Annotated in this window: 21 protein-coding genes and 1 pseudogene; 9 read left to right on the top strand and 13 right to left on the bottom strand. The window is 62.0% G+C overall.

Annotated features, from left to right (window positions below):
- Positions 1-122: 122 nt before the first annotated feature.
- Positions 123-2,360, top strand: coding sequence for a helix-turn-helix domain containing protein (locus FYJ92_RS14935; protein ID WP_185261395.1), 2,238 nt, complete (start codon positions 123-125; stop codon positions 2,358-2,360).
- On the opposite strand, the gene FYJ92_RS14930 is transcribed toward FYJ92_RS14935, so the two are convergent.
- Positions 2,357-2,689 carry a transposase family protein gene (locus FYJ92_RS14930; RefSeq protein WP_185261394.1) on the bottom strand — a complete coding sequence of 111 codons (333 nt, stop codon included), beginning with the start codon at positions 2,687-2,689 and terminating at the stop codon, positions 2,357-2,359. The genes FYJ92_RS14935 and FYJ92_RS14930 overlap by 4 nt on opposite strands.
- 111 nt (positions 2,690-2,800) lie before the next feature.
- The gene (locus FYJ92_RS14925; protein ID WP_185261393.1) at positions 2,801-3,040 is read right to left on the bottom strand and encodes a transposase family protein; all 240 of its coding nucleotides are present in this window, start codon (positions 3,038-3,040) and stop codon (positions 2,801-2,803) included.
- A 147-nt stretch (positions 3,041-3,187) separates the two neighbouring features.
- Between FYJ92_RS14925 and FYJ92_RS14920 the strand changes: the two are divergent.
- Positions 3,188-3,355, top strand: a pseudogene (locus FYJ92_RS14920) (transposase); the annotation flags it as partial.
- Between the two features lie 327 nt (positions 3,356-3,682).
- On the opposite strand, the gene FYJ92_RS14915 reads toward FYJ92_RS14920, so the two are convergent.
- The 3 genes from FYJ92_RS14915 to FYJ92_RS14905 all read right to left on the bottom strand — a co-directional run bounded on the left by FYJ92_RS14915 (position 3,683) and on the right by FYJ92_RS14905 (position 8,325).
- Complete coding sequence (locus tag FYJ92_RS14915) at positions 3,683-4,600, bottom strand: hypothetical protein (protein ID WP_185261392.1); 918 nt, start codon at positions 4,598-4,600, stop codon at positions 3,683-3,685.
- 1,006 nt (positions 4,601-5,606) lie between these two features.
- Entirely contained in the window at positions 5,607-6,467 is an 861-nt protein-coding gene (locus FYJ92_RS14910; RefSeq protein ID WP_185261391.1) for a glycosyltransferase, read from the bottom strand.
- Positions 6,468-6,771: 304 nt separating this feature from the next.
- Positions 6,772-8,325, bottom strand: a complete 1,554-nt coding sequence (locus FYJ92_RS14905; protein WP_185261390.1) for a polysaccharide biosynthesis tyrosine autokinase — start codon at positions 8,323-8,325, stop codon at positions 6,772-6,774.
- 835 nt (positions 8,326-9,160) lie between these two features.
- Between FYJ92_RS14905 and FYJ92_RS14900 the strand changes: the two genes are divergently transcribed.
- Positions 9,161-10,318, top strand: coding sequence for an acyltransferase (locus tag FYJ92_RS14900; protein ID WP_185261389.1), 1,158 nt, complete (start codon positions 9,161-9,163; stop codon positions 10,316-10,318).
- Between the two features lie 512 nt (positions 10,319-10,830).
- Here FYJ92_RS14900 and FYJ92_RS19145 read toward each other — a convergent pair.
- Complete coding sequence (locus FYJ92_RS19145; RefSeq protein WP_255482133.1) at positions 10,831-11,058, bottom strand: hypothetical protein; 228 nt, start codon at positions 11,056-11,058, stop codon at positions 10,831-10,833.
- A 58-nt stretch (positions 11,059-11,116) separates the two neighbouring features.
- On the opposite strand from FYJ92_RS19145, the gene FYJ92_RS14895 reads away from it, so the two are divergent.
- A complete protein-coding gene (locus FYJ92_RS14895; protein ID WP_255482132.1) occupies positions 11,117-12,040 on the top strand; it encodes an acyltransferase in 924 nt (307 codons plus the stop codon).
- A 2-nt stretch (positions 12,041-12,042) separates the two neighbouring features.
- On the opposite strand, the gene FYJ92_RS14890 is transcribed toward FYJ92_RS14895, so the two are convergent.
- The 4 genes from FYJ92_RS14890 to FYJ92_RS14875 form a co-directional block, all read right to left on the bottom strand.
- Positions 12,043-12,183, bottom strand: a complete 141-nt coding sequence (locus tag FYJ92_RS14890; protein WP_185261388.1) for a hypothetical protein — start codon at positions 12,181-12,183, stop codon at positions 12,043-12,045.
- A 68-nt stretch (positions 12,184-12,251) separates the two neighbouring features.
- The gene (locus tag FYJ92_RS14885) at positions 12,252-12,716 is read right to left on the bottom strand and encodes an Lrp/AsnC family transcriptional regulator (RefSeq protein WP_185261387.1); all 465 of its coding nucleotides are present in this window, start codon (positions 12,714-12,716) and stop codon (positions 12,252-12,254) included.
- Between the two features lie 142 nt (positions 12,717-12,858).
- Positions 12,859-13,488 (bottom strand): RES family NAD+ phosphorylase, encoded by a 630-nt coding sequence (locus tag FYJ92_RS14880; RefSeq protein WP_185261386.1) that lies wholly within the window; start codon positions 13,486-13,488, stop codon positions 12,859-12,861.
- Positions 13,488-14,072, bottom strand: coding sequence for a hypothetical protein (locus FYJ92_RS14875; protein WP_185261385.1), 585 nt, complete (start codon positions 14,070-14,072; stop codon positions 13,488-13,490). Before FYJ92_RS14875 ends, FYJ92_RS14880 begins: the two co-directional genes overlap by 1 nt.
- 608 nt (positions 14,073-14,680) lie before the next feature.
- On the opposite strand from FYJ92_RS14875, the gene FYJ92_RS14870 reads away from it, so the two are divergent.
- The 4 genes from FYJ92_RS14870 to FYJ92_RS14855 all read left to right on the top strand — a co-directional run bounded on the left by FYJ92_RS14870 (position 14,681) and on the right by FYJ92_RS14855 (position 19,803).
- On the top strand, positions 14,681-15,898 hold the full coding sequence (locus FYJ92_RS14870; protein ID WP_185261384.1) for a thiamine pyrophosphate-dependent dehydrogenase E1 component subunit alpha: 1,218 nt from the start codon (positions 14,681-14,683) through the stop codon (positions 15,896-15,898).
- Positions 15,895-17,007, top strand: coding sequence for an alpha-ketoacid dehydrogenase subunit beta (locus FYJ92_RS14865; protein WP_185261383.1), 1,113 nt, complete (start codon positions 15,895-15,897; stop codon positions 17,005-17,007). The genes FYJ92_RS14870 and FYJ92_RS14865 overlap by 4 nt, the downstream gene beginning before the upstream one ends.
- A 2-nt stretch (positions 17,008-17,009) precedes the next feature.
- A complete protein-coding gene (locus FYJ92_RS14860) occupies positions 17,010-18,500 on the top strand; it encodes a dihydrolipoamide acetyltransferase family protein (protein ID WP_185261382.1) in 1,491 nt (496 codons plus the stop codon).
- Between the two features lie 94 nt (positions 18,501-18,594).
- Complete coding sequence (locus tag FYJ92_RS14855) at positions 18,595-19,803, top strand: acyltransferase (protein WP_255482131.1); 1,209 nt, start codon at positions 18,595-18,597, stop codon at positions 19,801-19,803.
- Here FYJ92_RS14855 and FYJ92_RS14850 read toward each other — a convergent pair.
- Together FYJ92_RS14850 and FYJ92_RS14845 are read right to left on the bottom strand one after the other, a co-directional pair.
- Positions 19,786-21,870: a bifunctional diguanylate cyclase/phosphodiesterase gene (locus FYJ92_RS14850; RefSeq protein ID WP_185261380.1), complete on the bottom strand. Its 2,085-nt coding sequence runs from the start codon at positions 21,868-21,870 to the stop codon at positions 19,786-19,788. The two genes, FYJ92_RS14855 and FYJ92_RS14850, sit on opposite strands and share 18 nt — an antisense overlap.
- Positions 21,871-22,084: 214 nt before the next feature.
- Entirely contained in the window at positions 22,085-22,225 is a 141-nt protein-coding gene (locus tag FYJ92_RS14845) for a hypothetical protein (protein WP_185261379.1), read from the bottom strand.
- 164 nt (positions 22,226-22,389) lie between these two features.
- On the opposite strand from FYJ92_RS14845, the gene FYJ92_RS14840 reads away from it, so the two are divergent.
- Positions 22,390-23,205 (top strand): MBL fold metallo-hydrolase, encoded by an 816-nt coding sequence (locus FYJ92_RS14840; protein WP_185261378.1) that lies wholly within the window; start codon positions 22,390-22,392, stop codon positions 23,203-23,205.
- A gap of 44 nt (positions 23,206-23,249) precedes the next feature.
- On the opposite strand, the gene FYJ92_RS14835 is transcribed toward FYJ92_RS14840, so the two are convergent.
- Positions 23,250-23,603 carry a helix-turn-helix transcriptional regulator gene (locus tag FYJ92_RS14835; RefSeq protein WP_185261377.1) on the bottom strand — a complete coding sequence of 118 codons (354 nt, stop codon included), beginning with the start codon at positions 23,601-23,603 and terminating at the stop codon, positions 23,250-23,252.
- Between the last annotated feature and the right edge of the window lie 15 nt (positions 23,604-23,618).

Below are 23,618 nucleotides of genomic sequence, written 5' to 3'. Positions count from 1 at the left end.
GGAGTGACTTCCGCGTGATTCCGGTGCTTTTGTTACATGATGGGCTGTTAATTTTCCCCTGCTTGCGATAAAATCTAGACAAGATAATTTGTCGTAATGAGCGGGGTGGGAAGATGGGTGCGATGACTGCTCAGCTGCCTCTGCCTGCCTCGATGGACGCCGGAGCCGTCCCGATAGGGGCCGCCGCGTCGCTGGTCGAAGACGAGGAAGGCGGCCGGGTTTTCGTCCATGGCGAGCTCTCCTACGGGTGGGACGCCGGGGATTCCGTGTCCCGTCGGTTCGCAGCGGCGAAACTCGCGGATATTAGAGCCGGTTCGGTCGCTGAGGTGGCTGCCGCGTTCGGTGTGGATCCGGGCACGTTATGGCGGTGGCGCCAGGACCTGAGCGCGGCCGGGGTGCTGGGGTTGGCCCCGGAAAAGTCCGGTCCGAAAGGGCCCAGCCGGCTGACCGAAGCCTTGATGTCCCAGATCCGGTCGCTGCGTGCGACGGGACTGTCCTTGCGGGCGGTGGGAGCGGCTGTGGGCGTCTCTGAATTCAGTGTCCGTCGCACCCTGGCCATGGAAACCCCTGCCCCGGACGAGCCGGCTGCTGCGCACCCGGACCGGCCGGCAGCGGAGCTCCTGCAGGAGGAGTTGCCGGTGCTGCCGGCACCGGTGGACCGGTCCGGTGAGCGGGCTTGGGCCCGGTCCGGGTTGTTCGGGTGCGCGTCCCCGGTGTTCGCCCCGGCGGCAAGGGTGCCGCTGGCCGGACTGTTCCTGGCCCTGCCCGCCCTCGAGCACACCGGGCTGCTGGAGTGCGCGAAAGAGGTCTTCGGGGCGTTGCCGAACGGATTCTACGGGTTGGAGACCATCCTGACCGGTGCCGTGTTCCAGGCGTTGGCCGGGGAACCACGCGCCGAGGGGATCACCCGGATCGACCCGGCAGCTTTGGGCCGGGTCCTCGGTATGGACCGGGCCCCGGAAGTGAAGACCCTCCGCCGGAAAACCGCGGCCCTGGCCAGCAGAGGCAAGGCCGGGGATCTGCTGACCGCGATGGCTGCCAGACACCTCAACGGCAGTGCTGAGCCGGGGCAGGATCTGGCTGCGGTGCTCTACGTTGACGGACATGTCCGCGCTTACCAGGGCACGCGGAAGATCGGGAAAGTCCACTCCACCCGGTTAAAGTTCCCGGTCCCCGCGACCGAGGAAACCTGGGTCGCCGACGCGGCCGGCGCGCCGGTGCTGGTGGTCATGGCCGAGCCCGGGGCCGCGCTGACCGGAGAACTGCGCCGTCTCCTTCCGACCCTGCGCACCATCGTCAGCGATGACCGGAGGGTGCTGGTCGGTTTTGACCGGGGCGGCTGGTCCCCGGCCCTCTTCCAACACATGGCAGAGAAGAACTTCGACGTGCTGACCTGGCGCAAAGGCATCACCGAGGACATCGGGCCCTCCCACTTTGCCGAGGTCACCCACACCGACGGGCACGGGCAAACCCGGGCGTGGAATGCCGCGGACACCAAGGTTGAGGTGCCCGTCGGTACGACCGGGGAAGTGTTTCCGATGCGCCAGATCAGCCGCCGGGTCAGCACCCCCGGCGGCGGGTCCCGGCAGATCCACATCCTCACCACCAACACCGGCATGCCCGCCGGGGAGATCATCTACCGGATGGGCGCCAGGTGGCGGCAGGAAAACTATTTCCGCTACGCCCGGATCCGCTTCGCCCTGGATTCGCACGACGCCTACACCTCCAGTGATGACGACCCGGAACGGTCGGTGCCGAACCCCGCCAAACGCAAGGCCTACCAGCAGGTCCTGGCCGCCAGGACCCGGTATGAGAAGACCCTGGCGGACACCGACGCGGCGATGCTCGCCGCCCGCACCCCGCCGCCGGGAACATCCACGGTCCTGATCACGAACACCATGCACAACAAGATCACCGCGGACCTGCTGACCGCCGAAACCGCTCTCGAGGCCGCGCAGGCAGCGCACCGGGAGATCCCCGCCCGGGTTCCGCTCGGCGAGATCGCCGCGGACCAGCAGGTCCTCGAGACCGAGACGAAACTCCTCAGCCATGCGATCCGGATGGCCGCGTTCAACACCGCATCAACGCTGGCCAGAGAGGTCCGGACCAACACCGGCTACGCCCGCGGCGAGGACGAAGCACACGCCCTGATCCGGCAGGCCCTCACCGGCAGCGGAGACATCGACCCCCGCGTCGATGGCTACCTCACCATCCGCCTCGACCCGCTCCCCACCCAACGGGCAACCACCGCGATAAGCGAACTTTGCATACACCTCACCGCCACCGAAACCCGGTATCCCGGCACGGACCGGATCCTACGATTCGAGATCAAAAACAAAGAAACGACACTCACAAACTAAATCGCTAAGTCCAGAGTCCTGAGTACCGTCTGCCGCAGCCGCCGAGTCGACCGGGCCCGGCGCGGGACCTGCGGCGTGGCCTCGCAGAACGATTTCCGCTCGCACAGGTACTCGTCACAGAACCACCGACGCTTGTCCCACAGGAGCTCCACCCGGCCGGCGACCGGGACGTCACGCAGCCGCTGGCACCGGCGCTCCTTCACCCGGAAAGCGACGACGCCGCAACTCGGGCAGCCCGGCGGGAACGTGGTCTCCACCGTGACATGGCGTGCCCCGTCCGGGAGCAGCACGGTGCCGGTGACACGGTAATCAGGCAGGTTGAAGATCAAGCTGGCAGCATCATCGGCCGCCAAAGTAGGCTCTAACAAGGCTCGTGGTTCCTGTTCAGGTTGAATGCGTAGATAACACTCATCCCAGCAGGACCACGAGTCCTCTGCTAGCTACAACACGAACCTATTTCCCCGGGAACCTTGAAGAGCCCGCTTGTCCCACAGGAGCTCCACCCGGCCGGCGACCGGGACGTCACGCAGCCGCTGGCACCGGCGCTCCTTCACCCGGAAAGCGACGACGCCGCAACTCGGGCAGCCCGGCGGGAACGTGGTCTCCACCGTGACATGGCGTGCCCCGTCCGGGAGCAGCACGGTGCCGGTGACACGGTAATCAGGCAGGTTGAAGATCAAGCTGGCAGCATCATCGGCCGCCAAAGTAGGCTCTAACAAGGCTCGTGGTTCCTGTTCAGGTTGAATGCGTAGATAACACTCATCCCAGCAGGACCACGAGTCCTCTGCTAGCTACAACACGAACCTATTTCCCCGGGAACCTTGAAGAGCCACTTTGACCGACCAGGCACCTCCAACGGCCCAACGGAGGCAATCAACGGACGTCTGGAACACCTGCGCGGGTCTGCCCTCGGCTTCCGCAATCTCACCAACTACGTCGCCAGATCACTGCTGGAATCTGGAGGATTCAGACCGAAACTACACTCTGCATTCTGAAGAGCCAGTTATCCGGTGCCTGCCCGGACGAAAGCCGGTGCTGCGCACCGTTCTCTTCCGGCCACCAATTCCCTCAATCGGGTCTGCTTGGAAGACAGGCCGGGGGTGACGATCTCTTTCACGGGCCATGATGCCCAGCCGAAAACCGCAACCACCCCGGTCCCTCCCAAGGCCACCGTAAACGACGACCACCCCACCTCAACAGGGGGTACTTACGAGCTACAAGCCAAACTAACAGCTGCCCACGCAACAAATACACCGGAATCACGCTGAAGTCATTCCGTAGCATCAAATCCGGAACAGCTCAGTACCAAGTTTAAGGCTCCGTCAGCGCGTCAAGTAACCCGACGCCAAAGGACGTCGGACCGCCGACGCGTCGGCTGCTGTGGCATGTGTCTTCTTGACTTCTGCCTGACAGAGGCACCAAAGCAGAATTGCGGAGGCCGGTTGGCCTAAAGCGCCTGACAACGCGAACGTCATTGCCACCAAGACTAGCCTGGCTGCCAGCGGGAGATTCGTGCTTTTCATAATGAGCATTGCCATGACCACAGTGCATGCCAGGCCGATTGGTATTCCATACTCGACGATGAGCTTTGGTGTGAATGTGTAATTCACACCCTGACCATAGGCCTCGGCTGTCGCGCTTACGCCGCCGGGACCCAGACCTGTGACTAATGCTTCTGGGGCGTCGGCAACAAATCTCCACAAATGATCCCACGGGTCGATGAATCGAAAAGAGGCAGAACTACCGTTGGTTTGGAATTCACTACTCCGGGCGAAGACGGTTTCAATTAGGCCAGTCAGCATCAGAACAATAAAGCCGAGTGCGACCGCAAGAGTGCTAAGGACTCGTTCCTTTGAACTGCCGGTGAGAGCGAATCCAACAACTCCAACGGCTAACGCGATGATCCCAGTCCCGGACCCGGTAAATAGAACAGCAATAATGAAAAGCGGAACTAGCAGAGGCTTCTTTCGAAGCGACATAATGGCGCCTAGGGCGAAAAATTGGGATGCCATGCTGGGCTCAAGGAATACCATGCCATTGGCCCTAATAAGGTGAACGCCTAGTCCTGGAATATCAAGACTGGCCCTGTGGACGTACCCCGGAATTATGTATTCCTTCGACAATAAGGCGACCAAATCCAAGAATGGGCCGCCGGCGATTTGTACGCCGAACTGAATAATCGCAATCAATGCCAGAATGCTGACAGTCCACAAATAGGTGGACGTAATCGCATCATCCAACCCTTGGGTTCTTGGCGCCACGAACAGGAATGGCACCCAGCAGGCGGCGATATACCCAAATGAAAAAAGCGATGGCGGATCACTACTAAGCAGAAGCCAACCAACAAGACAGGCCGCTAAGGCCAGGGCCAGGGAAGATCCAAAAGTAAGTCTCGACGTGCTAAGTCGGATTCTTCCCCCGACCCAGAGACCGATGATACAAACCCAAAACAGAACCAGCGCGAGGGGCACACCAACCCCAGGGATCGCAAGTTGCTGACCAACGATGGATAGCACCAAGAGGCCACAAATAACCCGCCTGGTGAGAAGGTCTGGCTTTCCAGGCTGAGCCTGATGAGCACCCCGAGTCAGAAATGAACCTGCTCGGAGCCCGGGCGGCTTAGTAGGATTCGGCGTAGACTTTGCTGCTACCACCAAAGAAGTTTGCTCCTGCTGGCGTTTAGTACGTATTCATCTACTTTCGGCCTATCGGCCAGAACCCGGGCGGGGTTGCCTCCTGCGAGTGACCACTCTGGGATATCTTTGGCGACGACCGATCCAGCCGCAACTACTGACCCAACTCCAACTGATTTGCCGGGGATGATTAGCGTTCGCGCGCTGATCCAGCAGTGATGGCCGATCCGTACGGACTCGCTCGTGTACGCGAAATCGGACGACTTCCAGTCATGCTGGGCTGTCCAGATCTGGACGCCCGTGTTGATACTGACACTGTCACCAATGGATAAACCCCCTCGAGCGTCGAGTACAACGTCCTCGGCTACGTAGCAATCATCTCCAATGATTAGGCGGCGGGCACACCGGACCTGCAGCCCGCGATGTAATGCGACACCCTGCCCGATCGTTGCTCCCCAGGCGCGAAGCGTCAACTGTCGAATCACGTTTGATGGAAAATAGCTAACAAACCAGATTGTATTGATCTCAAGAGAAGATAGTACCCGCCGAATCGCTGATGTAAATTTAGGTGATTGCATGCGATGTTCCTAAAGTGTGGCACAAGATCACGGGATTAGATTCCTTTTTCGGTGAAAAGTGCGTCTTTGAGTATGGCGCGCATTTTTTCGACAAAACCTTCCTGACCATACTGCAGAGAATATGAGCGAATCGCCTCATAGTCCCACCGGATCGTGCGGAAGTGATCTATGGCGTCGCTGAGACTGGATATGGTCGGTTCGTTGAAGAGGACACCAGTTTGCCCATTAATCACAGTTTCACGGGCGCCCCCGCCGGAGAAGCCGATGACCGGCGTTCCCGCGGCCATCGCTTCCAAGGGGACCATTCCGAAGTCGTCACTGCTGGGGAATATTAGTGCTTCAGCATTTGCTATTAGATCACTCAGTTCATCGCCAGTCTTATTCCCCACAAATGTGACGTTACTCGGGGCTGTTGCCTCAAGCGCTAGTCGATCTCTACCATCACCGACCACAAGTAGGCTAAGGTCTGGCCGATCTCTAAGCGTGTCCATCAATAATCCAACCCTCTTGTAGGGTTCCACAATTCTCCCCACCCAGACAAAATAGGTGCGTTTGGGGGCATCTACGGGGTGAAACGATTGAGTATCAATGGGAGGAGGAATGACAGCATCCGCATCTAGGCCCCAGAATTCCCTAATTCGATCCGCCACTATAGTGTTCGTCGCGATTATTACATCCGCCTCATTCGCTGCCTTTTTGTCTAGGTAACGAAAAGAGGCCAAGAGTATAGAAACTAATCTCTGGGCGAACGGATTGCTCGGGAAGTAGTCGCTGACTCCGCTGTAAATCTGTCTAAACGGTGAGTGGCAGTAGATTACTTTCAGGCCCGTCGTGCGACGCAGGTGTGCCAGCGCATACGATGACGCAAGAATGTTATCGGTGGTTGACGGGATCATGCGTATAAGCGGGTATAGCAGTGGTGTCATCATCCGCACGGTGCGGCCCGACGCCGTATCCACGGGTAAAAGCATTCCCGTCGGGCTTGAAGCTTGATCAGGCAGCATTCGTGTCGTTACTTCAGAGTTTCCGCTGATCACCCACGTAGAAGAGTCTGGCAAAACGTGAGAGGCCAGTACTTCGGTGCACTTTTCTGCGCCACCCCAAGAATGGGTGAAGTCGTGAGTGATGGTCCAGGCACTGGTATTAGACATGACGTCCTGTCTGTGTTGACGTGTGAGGTTAATCAAGTGACGTCGGCGTCTATTTGCGCTCACCAAATCGTGCGGGGAAGCTGGCTGACTCGCGCGGTTGCCCACTAAGGATTTCTGACTTGAATGAATCCACTGGAGAGACGGATGAGGGTATGCGATCTTCGGACGCCTCTGACAGTCTCGTCTCCAATAAAGTTCGGGACTCCGGTGGCGCATTCTTTTTCCTGCTTCTCAAGGGAAGATTAGGTCCATGCGAATCGTAAGAGTTGTAACTGTATGCGTAGGCGTCAGGCCCCTTGACGGGAAGTAGGTTCAGGACGACCCCCAGGAGGTTGGCTCCAACCATCTGAAGTGCACCTAGCGATTTCTCTAGCTCTGGCTGTTTTATTGCCTGTGAGCCAATTACCACGACAACTCCGCCAACCTGTTGCGATAGAACCGCTGCGTCAGTTACGGGCAGCAGCGGTGGAGCGTCGACGACAACGATGTCGAATGCATGTTCAAGTCGTCCCAGTAGTTGGCCCATCGCTTCGGACCCGAGTAACTCACTCGGGTTTGGTGGAATCTCGCCGGAAGTCAATACATACAGGGAATCGTCCCCCCAGGGCTGCAATAAGTCATTCACGTCAGCAGCCCGCACCAAAGCTGTTGTTAAACCTGCGTTCCTCTCAAGGCCCAGATATTCATTAATCATTGGACGACGCAGATCGGCATCTACTAGGCATACTGATTGCCCCGCCTGGGCAAGTGCGATTGCCAGGTTTGTTGCCGTTGTACTTTTACCTTCACCAGGGAGCGACGATGTGACCAGGACAGATTTGGCCGTGCCCGAGACATTCGCGAATTGAAGGTTCGTGCGAAGCTGACGAAACGATTCAGCACGCGAACTTTGCGGGGCGGACTGTGTCAGCAAGGGTTTCTTTGTGGCGTCTTGATCGAACGAGATGCCGCCGAGGAGGGGTGCGTCCGTCACTCTTCGCAAATCCGCTTCTCCGCGAATTCGATTGTCGAGCGAGCTGCGCAACATCGATACTCCAACGCCCGCAGCCAGACCAATTAGAACGCTTAGGAAAAGATTCAGTCGCGTGTTGGGAGACGAAGGAGAGACGGGGGCTTTTGCGGGGGTGATGATGGATAGGCTTACAGGTGACGTACCGCCGTTTTTTGGCTTCTCTAGACTGTCCACTGCTCGCACGAGGCTACTCGCAATAGCTTGGGCAGCTGCCGCCGCCTGAACGGGAGACTCGTCTGCGACAGCAATGCTGATGAGGACCGTGTTGAGATCGGCGCTCGCTTTTACGCGATTGGCCAGCTCATCTGCGGAGTCAGTAAGACCTAAGTCGTCGATGACGGGCTGAAGGACTACAGGCGTGGTTACGGTCTTTACGTATGACTGAACCCGAGCCTGACTGAACGTGTTTCCCTGCTGCATCTCGGTGATGCTTCCGGAGCCCTGAATGGCTACGAATAACTGCGTTTCTGCCGTGTAGGTTGGCTTAACTAGCACTGAGGCCGCGCCGCCCGTCAAAAGGCTGGCCAGCGTGATTGCCAGAATGAGAGCCCAGTTGCGGCGCAAAACGCGCAGATAATCGTGTAGATCCAAATCTGGGTCCCCCTGTGTCAAATGCTGGAGGCAGCCAGATGGCGGGCCACCAGAACGGCAGTATTCGTGCGGTCACTGTAATTCTACCCGGCGCTGGATCGACGTCGGTTCAGCTGGTCAATCGTCTAGGTACTGCGGAGATCATCTATATGGGTGGAGGCGTTAAATTCTTGGCCAGGTCGATTTAGGGCTTGCCTGAAAGATTCCAGGTGCAACGAGTCTCGTGCCTTTGATGGCGCCGACGGACGCCGCTTGAGTCCCTGTGCTCGCGCTCGGCCAGCCCCAGTTTTCCGCGGCGCCGCGGAAAACTGGCCGCGACTTGCACGATCTGGACGCTGGAGGAATGAAGTACCAGCACTTCGGTGTTGATTGCCGTTGGTCGAGCTCACGCGACTATACCCACGCTCCTCAGGACGAGGGGCAGGCCCCTCGCGACGGAAGAGTGCGAGCACAAGAAGACGTTTCTTACTTGGGGAAGCCATCATCTACTTTTCACCAAGCCTCTTTAGAATTTTGCTAACGGCTCCCAAGCCAACTCGGTGGCCTGGATCTTATACCGGTCAGTGTCGATCTGTTCGTGCGGGCAAACGCGGCGGCTGAAAATTCCACTGCAGAATCGACGTGCTGCAAGTTGCGGAATGTGGAAGGTAGTTTCGCTTCTTCCGCTGCTCACCAGAACCAAACTGGCCATCAGTCTAAATGTGGCATCCTGCATCTCCACCACGAGAGGGAGCGCCGAGCGGTGCCCACGACGCTCAAGGATGTGGTGCCTCTCCACCGGTGCCATGGCGACGCTCTATCATTAGAGGTGCGTGGTGCCGCTGGGGTGCCAGATATGGGGGATCTGGTGACGATGTCTGCCACAAAAAAACGTGAACTTCGTCAACTTACCGGCATCCGTTTCGTCGCAGCGCTTTGGGTGGTGCTTTTCCACTACCAGTTTCAGATCCTCGGGATTCTTCCCGAGGCGCACGCTGTGTGGTCGTTATTCAATGCTGGGTATATGGCTGTTGATCTCTTCTTCGTGCTAAGCGGATTCATCATCAGCTACCAGTACCTCGGGAAATTCAACAGCGGGCGGGGCGATTACAAATCCTTCCTATGGAAGCGCTTAGCGAGGATTTATCCAGTCCACATAGCCACCTTGTTCGTGTTCGTCGTGATGCTGGTGGCTGGCAAGATGGCTGGTATCGGAGTCGGCGACCCAACACAGTTCACCTTGTGGGGGGCAATCAAGGACGTCCTGCTGATCCGGGTGTGGGTGGGGGCAGACATCGGCTGGAACTACCCAGCTTGGTCGCTAAGCGCCGAGTGGCTGTCGTATTTGCTCTTCCCCCTCATCGCTGGCGCCGTTGCCGTCATCGCTCGACGCGGACGTGCCACCATCATCGCTCTGATTGGCCTACTGGTTGTTCTTGAAGGTGTCGGCGCGGGGCTGATCCCTTCGCTGAACAACATGGCAGTCCCTGCCGTGCGTGTACTTATCGGCTTCACCATCGGGATAGCAATTTACTGTCTGGTCCGCGACCGGCCTCAGTCGAACACGGCGGGCTGGCTCGGCCTTCTTCTTCTCGTGGGCTTGATTCTGATCACTCCTCTGGTTTTGGAGCCGCCTGTCCGCGCCTCGGTCGGTGTCCTCCTGGCATCAGCGGCGATCTACTTCCTTGCTGTCGGTGGAGGCCCGGCAGTGCGTTTGCTGGGCTCGAGGGTGCTGGAGTACGGTGGCCGGATCTCCTTCAGCATGTACATGACTCATGCGATTGCCCTGATCGTACTCGGTAAGGTTTTCGAGATTGATTCATGGGTGGACAGGCCCCTTGTGCTACGCATTGTCGCCGTTGCCGCACACATCGTGCTTGCTATCAGCGCGGGTGCGGCGGCTTACCACCTAGTCGAGAAACCCGCCCAGCGGTACATGGTTCGGGCCAGCGGTCGCCGACGGGCCAGCCAACCGCCAGCCGAACAGGCCCGCGACTATGCACCTGTCGACTAGATGTGACTGGCTTCTAATTGTCTGCGAAGTCCGTTCGTAGGCATCGGCTTCGTTGTTGCGGCACACGTGCGTCCGGTCCGAACCCCAGGCTCGTTCCTGCCCTGCCCAGCGTCAACGAGATCTTGTGGGCAGGGCGAAGCGGTCACACTGTGTAAGTGCTGGCCATAACGATCTCACCCCAGGGTGAGGCTGTCCGCAAGGATTTACGTCCGAGACAAGGTACTACCTTGCTAAATCCTCCAGGTCCGCAGTGCGCAGAAAGCAGCTCTGGCCAGCGTCTGAAAATACCTCCAGATGTGGCTGTTTCCGGGTCCGCTCCACCGATCAGCCCGAACGTGTACATACTTAGTATGCCGCCCTCCGCAACATCGACAACGCCCAAATCACCGCGTTCCCTAAGCCCCTGGGGTTGCGGTGGTTGCCTTTGTTCTACCACCGCACCCAGCTGGCGCCCAGCCGTCACTCAGCGGGGTTATGGAAACGTTATATATGCTTGATGAGTGAATTTTAGGTCAAGTAGCGGAATCCTGAGCATGAGCGAACGCCCGGCCGCGCCCGAACCCGGGCTGGTGTCCGGGCGGCAGCACGCGCTCGATGGCCTGCGTACCGTCGCGGTAGCTGGCGTTTTTCTCTTCCACACCGTCACTGGGTTCGCCCCCGGTGGGTCCATCGGCGTGGACGTTTTCTTCTCGCTCAGCGGCTTTGTCATCACCCGGCTGATCATGAAGGAGTACCGCCACGGGCCGGCTCCGCCTTGGAGTCTTCTACGTCAAACGGCTCGCCCGGCTCTGGCCGGCGTTGCTGGTTCTTTGTGCTGGGGTGGTCATGGTCGGCCTGGTCTTTCCGGCATCGGGGTGGGGTGGCCAGGAAGCCGATGCTATTCCGGCGGCTGGCTATGTGATGAACCTGTCCAACTTCGGAGCCTTCGGTTCCTCCACCGGCGGCGGTGCGCTGAGCCCAGCGTGGACCCTCGCCGTCGAGGAGCAGTTCTACCTGGTCTGGCCAGTGCTCCTTCTGGTCATGCTGCGGTTCTGGAAGGTCCGCACTGTCGCGTGGATCACCGCCGTCCTGGCGGCCGGGTTCCTGGTTTCACGGTTCTTCCTGGTCTCCGGCGGGGCACCGCTGGCCCGCATTTACAACGGGCCGGACACGCGGGCCGACGAGTTGCTGCTGGGCTGCGCCTTGGCCCTGGTGTTGACGTCCATCAGCCCCGGGTCGCGGCTCCACATCTCGCTACAGACCGGGGTGCGTCGGTTCGGTCCACTGGCGGGACTCGCCCTGCTGGTCGCCGTGTTCGCTCTCAAGGAGCCCAGCGAGCCCGGAGCCTGGTTTCATGTCATCTGGACCGCCGGTCCGACTGCTTTGGCAATGCTGGCAGCGCTGGTCATCGGATGGCTTGTCCTTCAGCCTGACAGCCTGATTTCAAAGATCCTGGGCCACCGCTGGCTGTCCGGCCCGGGCCGGGACCTGTCCTATGGCATCTACCTCTGGCACTTGCCGGTCTTTATCCTGCTGATTCCGCTAGTTCCATCACTCGCCGTCCGCGTGCCTCTGACGGCAGCCCTGACCGTGCTGATGGCCTACGGGTCGTTCCGTTTTGTGGAAACACCTATCCGGCGCTGGGCCTCCAGAAAGTTGGAGCCCGCCGTCGTCCGTCCGGTTCCGGAGCCCGTGCAGGAGCCCGCCCAGGAACTGGCGATGGCCGGGGCGTCCGGGAAGTAACGTCAGGCGGCGTCACCCGAGTGCTCAGCGCACCGCACCGTCGCAATGAGCTGGCTGCCGTCGTCGGCCTTCTGGTAGATAGTTACGTGGTTGGTTGCTTTGGCGCAGAGCGCGCAGAAAGTCGTGTGTTGTTTAGTCCCCATGAGGAAATAATACGCAGGAGAAAGTTTCGGATGGGTAAACATTGCCCTTTCGCGGCAGGTTGAATGCCCTACCGCGTATCAACATCCTCAAACACCAGAAAAGTCTGCGTGTCCTGGACCCCCGGCATGGCTTGCAGCTGGTCGAAAATCACCCGGCGCAGGTCGGAGTTGTCGATGGCGCGCACCAGCAGGATCACATCAAAATCGCCTCCCACCAGCGCGATGTGGTGGACCTCCGGGATGGAGCTGAGCTGTTCGCGCAGTTCACGCCACGAGTGTTGGCTTACCTTGAGTGTCACGTAGGCGGAGGACTTCAGCCCGGCCTTGATGGGGTCCACCAGCGCCGTGAATTTAGTCAGCACACCCTCGCCGGTCAGCCTGGCGATGCGGGTATAGGCGTGGGCCCGGGAGATGTGGACGTTCTCGGCCACCTGCGTCACGGACATCCGCCCGTCCCGGGTGAGCTCGGCGATGATCCTGCGGTCCACGTCGTCCAGGGGCACCTCCCCGGAATCTCCCTCAAGTCGTGCCAATTCGTCCACCGCTCCCGCTCGTTGTCCGGATCGCATTTCAATTCGTCTTCCAGACTAGGTCCATCCGGCTGAACCTTCCACGATTCGTTGAACTACTGGATACGAAACTTCCCTCAGGGACGGTTAGCGGTGGTGGGCGTGTTCAGAGGACGATGTTGCTGGTGTAACGGATCTTCGCAGCAGCTGCCATCACATCGGAGACGATGCCCGGCGCGTTCAGGGGTGAGGAGAACTCTGGGGCGGCCGGTATGGCGTCCTCGGTCCACAGTGTCACCACCTTGCGGCTCAGGGCCATGGCCGAGAGGGAGTACACGCCATCAACGTCCGGCCACGTCTCATGGATGGCACGGGCCCAGGCTCGGGTTCGCTCCTTCTCGCCGAAAGCGATCTGCGCCGAACCGCCGGCCGGCAGCAGCCAGTCTCCCGTGAGGTCGGCCAGTACCAGGTCACGCTTGGTACTAAACGCAGTGACGTAAGGGTCGTCGCGGTCGACGTCGACGAAACGGGTCAGCTGGAATACCTCCGCCAAGCACGTCAGCACGTCCTCACCGAGGTAGGCGGCACCCAACGGCGCGGCATCACCTGGCGGCAGCGGGTGAGGTTCCCAGCGTGAGCCCGGCACGGGCCCCCAGGTGCGCAGGCGGTTCCACGGCACCACATGCCACGAGGCGGTGAAGTGGATCCGCCACAGCACGGAGCCAGCCGGTATCGTCTTTGCTTCGTACCCCAGAGCCCGCAGGGTAGCCGTGTCCGGCGGGTACTGGTCTACCATCAGTAGCCGGCCGCCAGTCCCTCGGCAAGGTCGACGACGACCTTCTTGCTGCCGCCGGCCTCCAGCCATGACTTGGCCGAGACGTGCATTCCGTTCAGGACCAGGTCGGGTTGGGGCGTCAGGAAGAACCCGGCCACCGCCTGCGGGTGCAGGTCGTCGGGCAACGCACCAAGAACGTCCTCCAAGGAGGGGATCGACTTGTCACCCGTATCGTTAAACTGCCATTGCGGGAAGGCTAACTTGCCGTTGACCAGGTACGAGTAGAGCTTCCGTGCCGATTTGTAGTGTCGGATGGTGGACGCGGACATGCGCATGCGCTCGGCGACCTCGGCGGCCGTGAGGGCAGAAGCGTCAAGAACGATCCGGGCGGCGGCGTTCGCCGCGGAGGCGATAGCGACGGCGGCATGGTCGGCTGCGATTCCCGAGTTCTTGTCCCAGAAGTCCCGGTCGCGTGCAGACAGGTCGGCTGCCGTCGTGCTGCGGGTCATGTCTACCAGGGCTGAGACCAGGTCCTGTTCAGAAAACGAGGGACGGGCAGAGCTGATCCATGCATTGAGGGTGCCGGCCCCGTGGCCAAGCTTCATTCTGGTGCGGCGGTCCTTGACAGCGATGACGTCTCCTAACGACCTCCACAGTCTATGCCATTGCTAATGATTGTGGGAAAGGGGAGGTTTAGCCGCTAGCTCCTCGGAAAGGCGCCAGACCAGGCCCAGCGTTTACCGGCTGAAGAGGCTGCCACGAAAGCGGTCGTTTGTTTGTTCGGGCAGCTCCGCGTGAGGCAGGCGTGGGGCCAAGACGGTTTTACCCTTTTCAATCTGGTCTCAGAGGCGCGGTGTTCACGGAGCAGTTTATGGCTGAGGGATCATTGGCCCGGTCTGCAATTGAGAGCGCCGAACGTAAGCTCTGCGGATGCCGGTATTCGTACGGACTCCGACGAACAAGGCATACGAAATTATCGCCCCCGGCCAAAAGGGCGGGGGCGATCTCTAATCCCTGGGGGATGCCCACTCCGCCGGACCGATAGTCGTGCCAATTCGTCCACCGCTCCTGCCCGTTGTCCAGATCACATTTCAATTCGTCTCCCAGACTAGGCCCATACGGCGGAACCTTCCACGATTTACCGAAGGACTGGATACGAAAGTTCCATGGGGACGATACTGGGAGTGACTAGTGGCTATAGAAGGACGGACCAATGACGATCTCCGCGGACCACCCTGCGCAGGACCAGGCCCAGCGTTTGCCGGCCGAAGATGCCGTATCCGAAGCGGTACGGAAGTTCGGCATCACGGTGGAGGACTACATGCTGCCCGCCCGCCACCAGATCCAGATGGTGGACCCCGACGGACGGCTCCTGGCAGAAGGTGAGCAGGGCACCGAACCCGGCCACGAGTACCCGCTACCCTCCGATGCGGAACTGCTGGCCGCGTACGAGCAGCTCGTCGTCGGCCGCCGCGTGAACGATCAGAACTCGGCGCTGGTCCGGCAGGGCCGCATGGCGGTGTACCCGTCCAGCCATGGCCAGGAAGCCTGCCAGGTGGCGGCGGCACTGTGCCTCTCCGAGGGCGACTGGCTGTTCCCCACCTACCGGGACGCCGTGGCGGTCATGGCCCGGGGCGTTGATCCCGTGGAGACCATGACCATCTTCCGCGGCGACTGGCACAGCGGCTACGATCCGGCCCGGCACAAAGTGGGCATCCAGTGCACGCCGCTCACCACCCAGCTGCTGCACGGCGTAGGTGTGGCGCATGCGGCAAAGCTCCGTGGTGAGGACACCGTGGTCCTGGCGATGTGCGGGGACGGCGCCACCAGCGAGGGTGACTTCCATGAGGCCCTGAACTTCGCCGCCGTGTTCCACCTGCCCGTGGTCTTTTTCGTCCAGAACAACAAGTACGCCATCTCGGTTCCGCTGGCGCACCAGTCCGTGGCGCCGTCGCTCGCCCACAAGGCAGTGGGCTACGGCATGGCCGGCGAACGGGTGGACGGCAACGACGTGGTGGCCCTCCTCGCCGTGCTGGACCGGGCCGTTGCGCTGGCCCGGGGCGGCTCGGGTCCGCTCCTGGTGGAGGCACACACGTACCGGATGCAGGCACACACCAACGCCGACGACGCCACCCGCTACCGGCAGGACAGCGAGGTGGCTGAATGGCTGGCCAAGGATCCCATCAGCCGGATGAAGACCTACCTCACCGGGCGGGGACTGCTGGACGACGACGGCGCCGCGCGGATCGCGGAAAAGGCGGAAGCAGTTGCCACTCAGTTGCGGGACGGCCTGGGCGAGGATGTCCCGGTGGACCCGCAGGAACTCTTCCGGCACGTGTTCTCGGTGCCCACACCACAGCTGAAGGAACAGTCCGCCATGCTGGCCGACGAACTTGCCCGCGAAGCGTCAACCCAGGAGGCGGCGAAATGAGTCCCACCATCACCACCTCCTCTGAGGCGAACGGCAACGTCAGCGCGGCAACCGCACGGGCTGCAGCGTCCGCCGCTTCTGTGGCTGAAGCGTCCGGGCCGCAGGCCGTCACCATGGCCAAGGCCCTCAACACGGCATTGGCCGATGCCATGCACGCCGATCCGTCCGTGCTGGTCTTCGGCGAGGACGTGGGCCTCCTGGGCGGGGTCTTCCGCATCACCGACGGCCTCACCAAGACCTTCGGGGAACAGCGCTGCTTCGATACCCCGCTGGCCGAGTCCGGCATTGTGGGCATGGCCGTGGGCATGGCCATGAACGGGATGCGGCCGGTGGTGGAGATGCAGTTTGACGCGTTCGCGTACCCGGCGTTCCAGCAGATCGTCAGCCACGTGGCCAAGATGCACAACCGCACCCGGGGCACCGTGAAACTGCCCATGGTGATCCGGGTTCCCTACGCCGGCGGCATCGGGGGAGTGGAGCACCACTGCGACTCCTCCGAGTCCTACTACGCCCACACCGCGGGCCTGAAAATCTTCACGCCCGCCACCGTGGCCGACTCGTACCGGATGCTCCGCGAAGCCATCGATTCGGATGACCCCGTCATGTTTATGGAACCCAAGAAGCTCTACTGGTCCAAGGACCTGGTGGACCTTGACGATCTCCGGGCGCAGCACGCCACCAACGCCGCAGCCGGGACATCCTCGGAAGGCCGGGCCGCCGTCGCCCGTCCCGGGACCGACGCCACACTCATCGCCTACGGGCCGTCGGTGCCCACGGCGCTGGCGGCGGCCGCTGCCGCTGCGGAGGAGGGGCGCTCGCTGGAAGTCATCGACGTCCGCTCCATTGTGCCCTTCGACGACGAGACCGTATGCGCGTCCGTCCGGAAAACCGGCCGGGCCGTGGTGATCGCCGAAGCGCACGGGTTTGCGTCCGTGTCCTCCGAGATCGTGGCGCGGGTCCAGGAACGCTGCTTCCACCACCTCGCCGCGCCCATCCGCCGCGTGACCGGATTTGACGTCCCGTACCCGGCACCGAAGCTCGAGCACTACTACCTGCCCGGCGTGGACCGTGTCCTCGACGCCGTTGACGACCTCCAGTGGGAGAACTGACCATGAGTGAAACGAAAGTATTCCTGCTCCCGGACCTCGGCGAAGGCCTGACCGAAGCGGAGCTGGTCAACTGGCTGGTATCCGTGGGCGATGAGATCCGGGTGGACCAGCCCATTGCCGAAGTGGAGACGGCAAAGTCCATGGTGGAAGTCCCGTCCCCGTACGCCGGCACGGTGACGGTGCTCCACGGCGAGCCCGGCCAGACACTGGACGTGGGCAAGCCGCTCATCTCGGTGCTTCCGGTTGGGGCTGAGGTTTCGACAGGCTCAACCAACGACACTCCGGTGGAGGTTTCGACAGGCTCAACCAACGAAAGTCCGGTGGTTGAGCCTGTCGAAACCCAGGAATCGGGCTCCGGAAACGTGCTGATCGGCTACGGGACGCCTGGCGGCGGTGGCGCTGCCCGGCGGACCAGGGTCCCCCGGGCGGCGGTTGAGCCCGACGCCCAGAAGGCGGCCGATGACCTCCTGCTGCTCCGCGCAAGGGTCCCCGGGAAACTGGGAGCCGTGATTTCACCGCTCGTCCGGCGGATGGCCCGGGAACACGGCGTGGACCTGGGCAACGTTCACGGCTCGGGTGACAGCGGACTGATCATGCGTAGGGACGTTGAAGCGGTCATCCATCCGGCGGCGGAGGTTTCGCTCCCCACCCGCCCCCTCACCTCGCAAGCTCGGTCAGGGAACCCTGCGGTCGTGGCCCCAGGCTCAACCACCGAACGCCCGGAATCTCGACAGGCTCGATCACCGGAGGTTTCGACAGGCTCAACCACCGATCCCCGCACAGGTCTTGGCATTTCCTCCCGGACGCCCGTCAAGGGTGTCCGCAAGGCCGTGGCCGCCACCATGTCCCGCAGCCGTGCGGAGATCCCCGAGGCCACCGTCTGGGTGGACGTGGATGCCACCGCGCTGATGGAACTCCGCGCAGGCCTCAAGAATTCCGATCCGCACACTACGCCGGGACTCCTGGCGTTCATCGCACGTTTTGTCACTGCTGGGTTAAAACGATTCCCGGACCTGAACACCCGCATCGAAACGGCCGACGACGGTGCCCAGGAGATCGTTGGCTTCGCCGGCATCAACCTGGGCTTCGCGGCCCAGACAGACCGCGGGCTGATGGTCCCCTCGATACGCGATGCGGACAAACTCAGTGCCCGTGAACTGGACGTGGAGATCCGCCGGCTCACCGCCGTCGTCCGCGAGGGCAAAGCGACGCCGGAGCAACTGGGCAGCGGCACCTTCACCCTGAACAACTACGGTGTCTTCGGTGTGGACGGTTCCGCGGCCATCATCAACCACCCCGAGGTGGCCATCCTCGGGGTGGGACGCATCATCGACAAGCCGTGGGTGGTGGACGGGAAACTCGCGGTGCGCAAGGTCACCGAACTGACGCTCACCTTCGATCACCGCGTGTGCGACGGCGGCACCGCGGCAGGGTTCCTGCGCTTCGTTGCCGATGCGATTGAGAAGCCTGGGTCGGTACTGGCTGATATTTAGTTGCTGCTGGGCGCCGGCCCGAAGATCCATCGCATTCAGCTGGCGCCCAGCCTCCACCCAGCGGGGTTATCAAAACGTTATATATGCTTGCTTGGTGAATTTTTTGTTAAACCGGGAAACCCCGGCAGAAACGGCAAGCCCGGCGGCGCCCCTATCCGGGCTGCTGTCCGGGCGGCAGCACGCACTCGATGGCCTGCGCACCGTCGCGGTGGCGGGAGTCTTCCTCTTCCACACCGTCGCCGGGTTCGCCCCCGGTGGATCCATTGGTGTTGACGTCTTCTTTACGCTTAGCGGCTTTGTGATCACTTTGCTGATCATGAAGGAGTACCGGGCCACGGGCCGGCTGCGCTTGCGCGTCTTCTACGCCAAGCGGCTCGCCCGGCTCTGGCCGGCGCTGCTGGTTCTGTGTGCTGTTGTTGTTACGGGCGGCCTGATCTTTCCGTCGTCCGGGTGGGGCGGTCAGGCAGCCGACGCCATTCCGGCCGCCGGCTACGTGATGAACCTGTCCAACTTCGGAGCCTTTGGTTCCTCGACCGGCGGCGGCGCGCTGAGCCCCACCTGGACCCTCGCTGTCGAGGAGCAGTTCTACCTGATCTGGCCGCTGCTCCTGCTGCTGATGCTGCGGTTCTGGCGGGTCCGCACGGTCGCCTGGGTCACTGCCGTCCTGGCGGCCGGGTTCCTGGTCTCGCGGTTCGTCCTGGTCTCCGGCGGGGCATCACTGGCCCGGCTGTACAACGGGCCCGATACCAGGGCTGACGAGCTGCTTCTGGGGTGCGCCGTGGCCCTGGTGTTGTCCTCCATCCGCCCGGGCTCCCGGTTCCATGGCTCGCTGCAGGCCGGTGTGCGCCGGGGCGGTCCGTTCGCGGCACTCGCCCTGGTGGCCGCCGTGTTCGCACTCAAGGAGCCCACCACACCCGGGGCCTGGTTTGATGTCTTCTGGACCGCCGGCCCCACCACCCTGGCGATACTGGCCGGGCTGGTCATTGGCTGGCTTGTCCTTCAGCCGGATGGCCTCATCTCAAGAGTCCTGAGCCACCGCTGGCTTTCCGGCCCGGGCCGGGACCTGTCCTATGGAATGTACCTCTGGCACCTGCCGGTCTTCATCCTGCTGATTCCCCTGGTGCCCTCACTCGCCGTCCGCGTACCGCTGACGGCAGCCCTGACAGTGCTGGCGGCTTACGGGTCATTCCGATTTGTGGAAGCACCCATCCGCCGCTGGGCCTCCAGAAGGCTGGATCCCGCCGTCGTCCGTCCCGTTCCGGAGCGGGAGCTGGCCGGGGCTGCTTCAGAGATCCGACGGTAGAACAAAGAATTCCGGGTTCCCTGGATGAATACTGGTGGAGCCACACCCGGCCGTAGCGGCACCGGGCGCCACACCCCGGTTCCCGGTAACGCGCTCCGTGAGCCACTGCAGCAGCTGCCTCGAAGGCGGGAGGTGCTGCCCAGCCGATGAATGCTGTTGCTGGTGCCAGGTCTTCGCCTCTTGGGCCGAACCGGTTACGGCCAGGAAGCCGGTTAGCGGGCAGGCTTCCAGCGGGCCCGGGTGAGGCGAGCCAAGCCGGACGAACTGCCAGTGGAAAGTGAGAGCGCCCAGAAAAGTTCCGATGGTGTCTTGGCGGCGGGTCGATGGGACAGCGGAGATCCAGGCAAGGACGTGTTTTGCGGGCATAGGGCGTCCCAGGTGGTAGCCCTGGCCGTAAGGGACGCCGAGGATGGTTGCTGCCTCGGTAGCCCCGGAGTCCTCGAGTCCTTCTGCGACAACCTGCCACCCCATGTCCTGACCCATCGTGATCATCGAGGCGAGGAATGTCAGGGTGGTGATCGGCGACGTGCTGAGTTGGGCTGTTATCTTGTGGTCGATTTTAACGGTATCGAAGGCCAGTGCGGTCAGTCTGCGTATGCTGCTGTGCCCCGCGCCAAGGTCATCCTGGGCCATTCCCACCCCGAGGGCGAGCAGTTCGTCGAAGATCCTGCGCTGGGATTCGCGGTCTTCAACGGGGGCTTCGAGGAGTTCGAGAACCAGCCGGTGTGGGGCGATGTTGTGGCGCTCCAAGGCTGAGGCGACCCAGTGAGGGCACTCCGGATTGAGCAGGGTGGAGGGGTGAAGGTTTACGCTTGCCCTCAGGCGGTTGCCTTGGCGGTCCCAGTCAGCGAGCTGCTTCAGGGTTTGTTCGAGTCCGTCGCGGAACAGTTGGTCGATGTCTTCTTGGTTCAGCTGGGGCAGGAAGGCTCCGGGTAGGAGGACGGTTCCGTCTTCGAGGCATAGCCGGGCCAGGGCCTCGAAGAGATGAATCTTCTCGTTACGAAGGTCCATTACCGGTTGGAAATACATCTGCAGACCGCCGGTGAAGAGCCGGTCCCGTAGGGCCTTGGCGGACAGACCGGTACCTGGGACGGGTTCATTCGGCCCGGCCTGCAAGGTCTCGGGCCCGCCGCTGCCGCGTGCTGACGCCTTAGCCGTGTCATCCAGCTGCCACCACTGATCCCGGTTGGCCTTGCGGGATTTGAGGTCATAGAGCACGGCATCCGCCCGGCGAAGCACTGCGTCGCCGGAATCTACGGAGCACAGGGCCAAGCCGAGGCTCATTCTTATCTGGACGCTGACGGTGGGAGAGAGGCTCATGGCCGTGTCGACGGCCTCGTGAAGGCGGGCCAGGATGCCGCCGAGCTGTTCCTGGGCGGCATCCGGGTCCAGGTCCTCAATCACAATGACGAACTCGTCCCCACCGAGCCGTGCCAAGAAGTCCGTTTCCCGCATTTTAAGTCTCAGTCGCCGGGCGAATTCCATGAGAAGGGCATCGCCGGCCTCGTGCCCGTAGGTGTCGTTAACGGGCTTGAAGTCGTCAAGGTCGATGACCCCGACGGCGGCGTGTCCGGCCCCCCCTGCGTGGCGCCGCGCCAGTTCGCACAGGTACCGATCCAGAGCTGTGCGGTTCGGAAGGCCTGTCACGGGATCGTGAAGGGCCAGGAACCGGAGCCTGTCGCGAAGGGACTTCTGGGCAGTGACGTCCCTCTGGACACTGACGAAGTGAGTGACTGTGCCGTCGCCGTCCCGCAGCGGGGAAACCGTCAGGGCATTCCAGAAGGGAGTTCCGTCCATGCGGTAGTTAAGGATTTCGCCCCTGAAGGTTTCCCCGCGGGCGAGTGTCATCCTCAGGGCGGCGACGGTCAGGGTGTCCGAACCGGGGCCTTGGAGGAAACGGCAGTTCCGGCCCATGACGTCCTGCCCGCTGTATCCGGTGACGGCTGTGAAAGCGCCGTTGGCATAGATGATGCGCTGCTCCGCGTCGGTGATGAGGGAGCTCTCAGAGACGGTGTCCAGGGCACGGGCAAGCAATGCGTGGGAAACCGGGGCCGGAGACGTGTTCACTCCATCCTTGCCCGTGGTCAAACACCGCTCCCGCCGGAAAAAGTCCCGCCCGGGCCTCGCCAACACGCTCAATAACGCCTTCATAAAATCCCCCAATTCAAACAGGCTACACATTAGCGCCGGTACGGGGGATACGCGAATGCCCATCCGAAAGATGATGTCTGGCGGTTGGTCGATGTTCAGTGTTGACGCGTCCTTGGACGTGGAGGGTGGTTCAGGCGGCTTCCTCTGCGTGCTCAGTGCACCGCACGTTCGCAATCAGCGGTCCACCGGCGTCGGCCTTTTCGTAGTGGGTCACATGGGTGGTGATCCTGCCGCATTCCTCGCAGAAGCACGTGTGTTGTTTTGTCTGCATAGCGAGATGTTACGCAGATCGATGGATTTAAGGTGGGAAATCGGCCAGGAATGTGGATCTCCACATGCTGCCCGGCCGTGGCGGCCTCCCGGGAACTCCAAGGGCCCATGGGTAGAATCGAGGCCAAGAAGAACGCAGTCGCTTTCCGGAGGTACGGAGAAACAATGTCAGAATGGCTCGACGTCGGCGCGGACAACTATGTGCTGGTCACCGAAGGATCACTGCTGAACACCGGCCTGATTGTGGGCTCGGAGCGCGCCATGGTGATCGATACCGGCTGCGGGCCGCGGCAGGGGCGCGAGATCCTGGATGCCGTGAGGGAGAAGACCTCTTTGCCGTTGGTGGTGGTCAATACCCACGCGCACTACGACCACTTCTTCGGCAACGCCGTGTTCGCCTCCGGCGGCGCCACAGAGTTCTGGGCACACGAAAACTGCGCCCGGGAGATCGACGACCACGGGGACCTGCAGCGCCGGTTCGTAGGAACACTGGAGCCTGAGATGTCCGTGGGCGAGGGCGAGAACGTTGAACTGGTGGTACCCAACGCCATCGTCAAGGACCAGCCCGTGCTGGTGGACCTGGGCGGAACAAACGTCACGCTCTTCTATCTGGGCCGCGGCCATACCGACGGCGACCTCCTGGTGGGTACCGCCAGCACCCTCTTCGTGGGCGACCTCGTGGAGCAGGGAGCCCACCCGTCCTTCGAAGACTCGTACCCGGAGGACTGGGCGGACAGCCTGCGCCACATCTCCGCCCTGCGCCACCGCTACGAGTTCCTGATCCCCGGCCACGGCCTGCCCTGCAGCGACCAGTTCGTCAAGACCATGGCCAACACCATGACCACGGCCGTCCGCCAGGCCCAGCAGTCCATCCGCGAAACCCCCACGGACGCCACCAAGGCCATCCCCATCCTGCCGTATGGTCCGGAGCAGTCACGCTGGTTCATCAAGCGCCTGCAGGAGACCCGGCCGCTGCACTGAAGCTCTGGGGCTGACCACGAAGCGTTCCCCGCGGCCGGCCGTCCCTACAGTGGTTGGTGAGGCGCCTCTGCGTCGGCCAGTTCAAGCCCGGTGGACTGGTGTGCGCTTCGCAGCAGCGCGCCGGCCATGGCAAGCAACGGCAACACCTCGCGGTTGCTGAGCCGGTAGTGGATCTGGCCGTCCGCGCGCGCGGAAATAATCAACCGCTGCCTCCGCAGAACGCCGAGGTGCTGGGACAGGTTGGACGCTTCCAGATCGGTGGCTTGACGCAGCTCGCTCACTCTCACCGGCCCGCCTGCCAGCAACTCCAGCACCCGGATGCGGACAGGGTGGCTTAGGGATCGGAACAGGTCCGATTTCGCCTCAACTAACGCCGGCCCGTTGGATATCTTGCTCACAGGGGCAGCCCTTCC

Origin of the sequence: Pseudarthrobacter sp. NBSH8 (assembly GCF_014217545.1) — a bacterium.
Lineage (GTDB): Bacteria > Actinomycetota > Actinomycetes > Actinomycetales > Micrococcaceae > Arthrobacter.
Note: the sequence above shows the minus strand (reverse complement) of the source record. Positions and strands in the feature narration are given on the sequence as shown.

Excerpts from the sequence above, each read along its gene's own strand:
- FYJ92_RS14935 (WP_185261395.1), top strand. The coding sequence starts at position 123 with ATGACTGCTCAGCTGCCTCTGCCTGCCTCGATGGACGCCGGAGCCGTC.
- FYJ92_RS14845 (WP_185261379.1), bottom strand. The coding sequence starts at position 22,225 with ATGCAGACAAAACAACACACGTGCTTCTGCGAGGAATGCGGCAGGATC.
- FYJ92_RS14860 (WP_185261382.1), top strand. The coding sequence starts at position 17,010 with ATGAGTGAAACGAAAGTATTCCTGCTCCCGGACCTCGGCGAAGGCCTG.
- FYJ92_RS14870 (WP_185261384.1), top strand. The coding sequence starts at position 14,681 with ATGACGATCTCCGCGGACCACCCTGCGCAGGACCAGGCCCAGCGTTTG.
- FYJ92_RS14880 (WP_185261386.1), bottom strand. The coding sequence starts at position 13,488 with ATGGTAGACCAGTACCCGCCGGACACGGCTACCCTGCGGGCTCTGGGG.
- FYJ92_RS14890 (WP_185261388.1), bottom strand. The coding sequence starts at position 12,183 with ATGGGGACTAAACAACACACGACTTTCTGCGCGCTCTGCGCCAAAGCA.
- FYJ92_RS14875 (WP_185261385.1), bottom strand. The coding sequence starts at position 14,072 with ATGAAGCTTGGCCACGGGGCCGGCACCCTCAATGCATGGATCAGCTCT.
- FYJ92_RS14910 (WP_185261391.1), bottom strand. The coding sequence starts at position 6,467 with ATGATCCCGTCAACCACCGATAACATTCTTGCGTCATCGTATGCGCTG.
- FYJ92_RS14865 (WP_185261383.1), top strand. The coding sequence starts at position 15,895 with ATGAGTCCCACCATCACCACCTCCTCTGAGGCGAACGGCAACGTCAGC.
- FYJ92_RS14900 (WP_185261389.1), top strand. The coding sequence starts at position 9,161 with ATGGGGGATCTGGTGACGATGTCTGCCACAAAAAAACGTGAACTTCGT.
- FYJ92_RS14840 (WP_185261378.1), top strand. The coding sequence starts at position 22,390 with ATGTCAGAATGGCTCGACGTCGGCGCGGACAACTATGTGCTGGTCACC.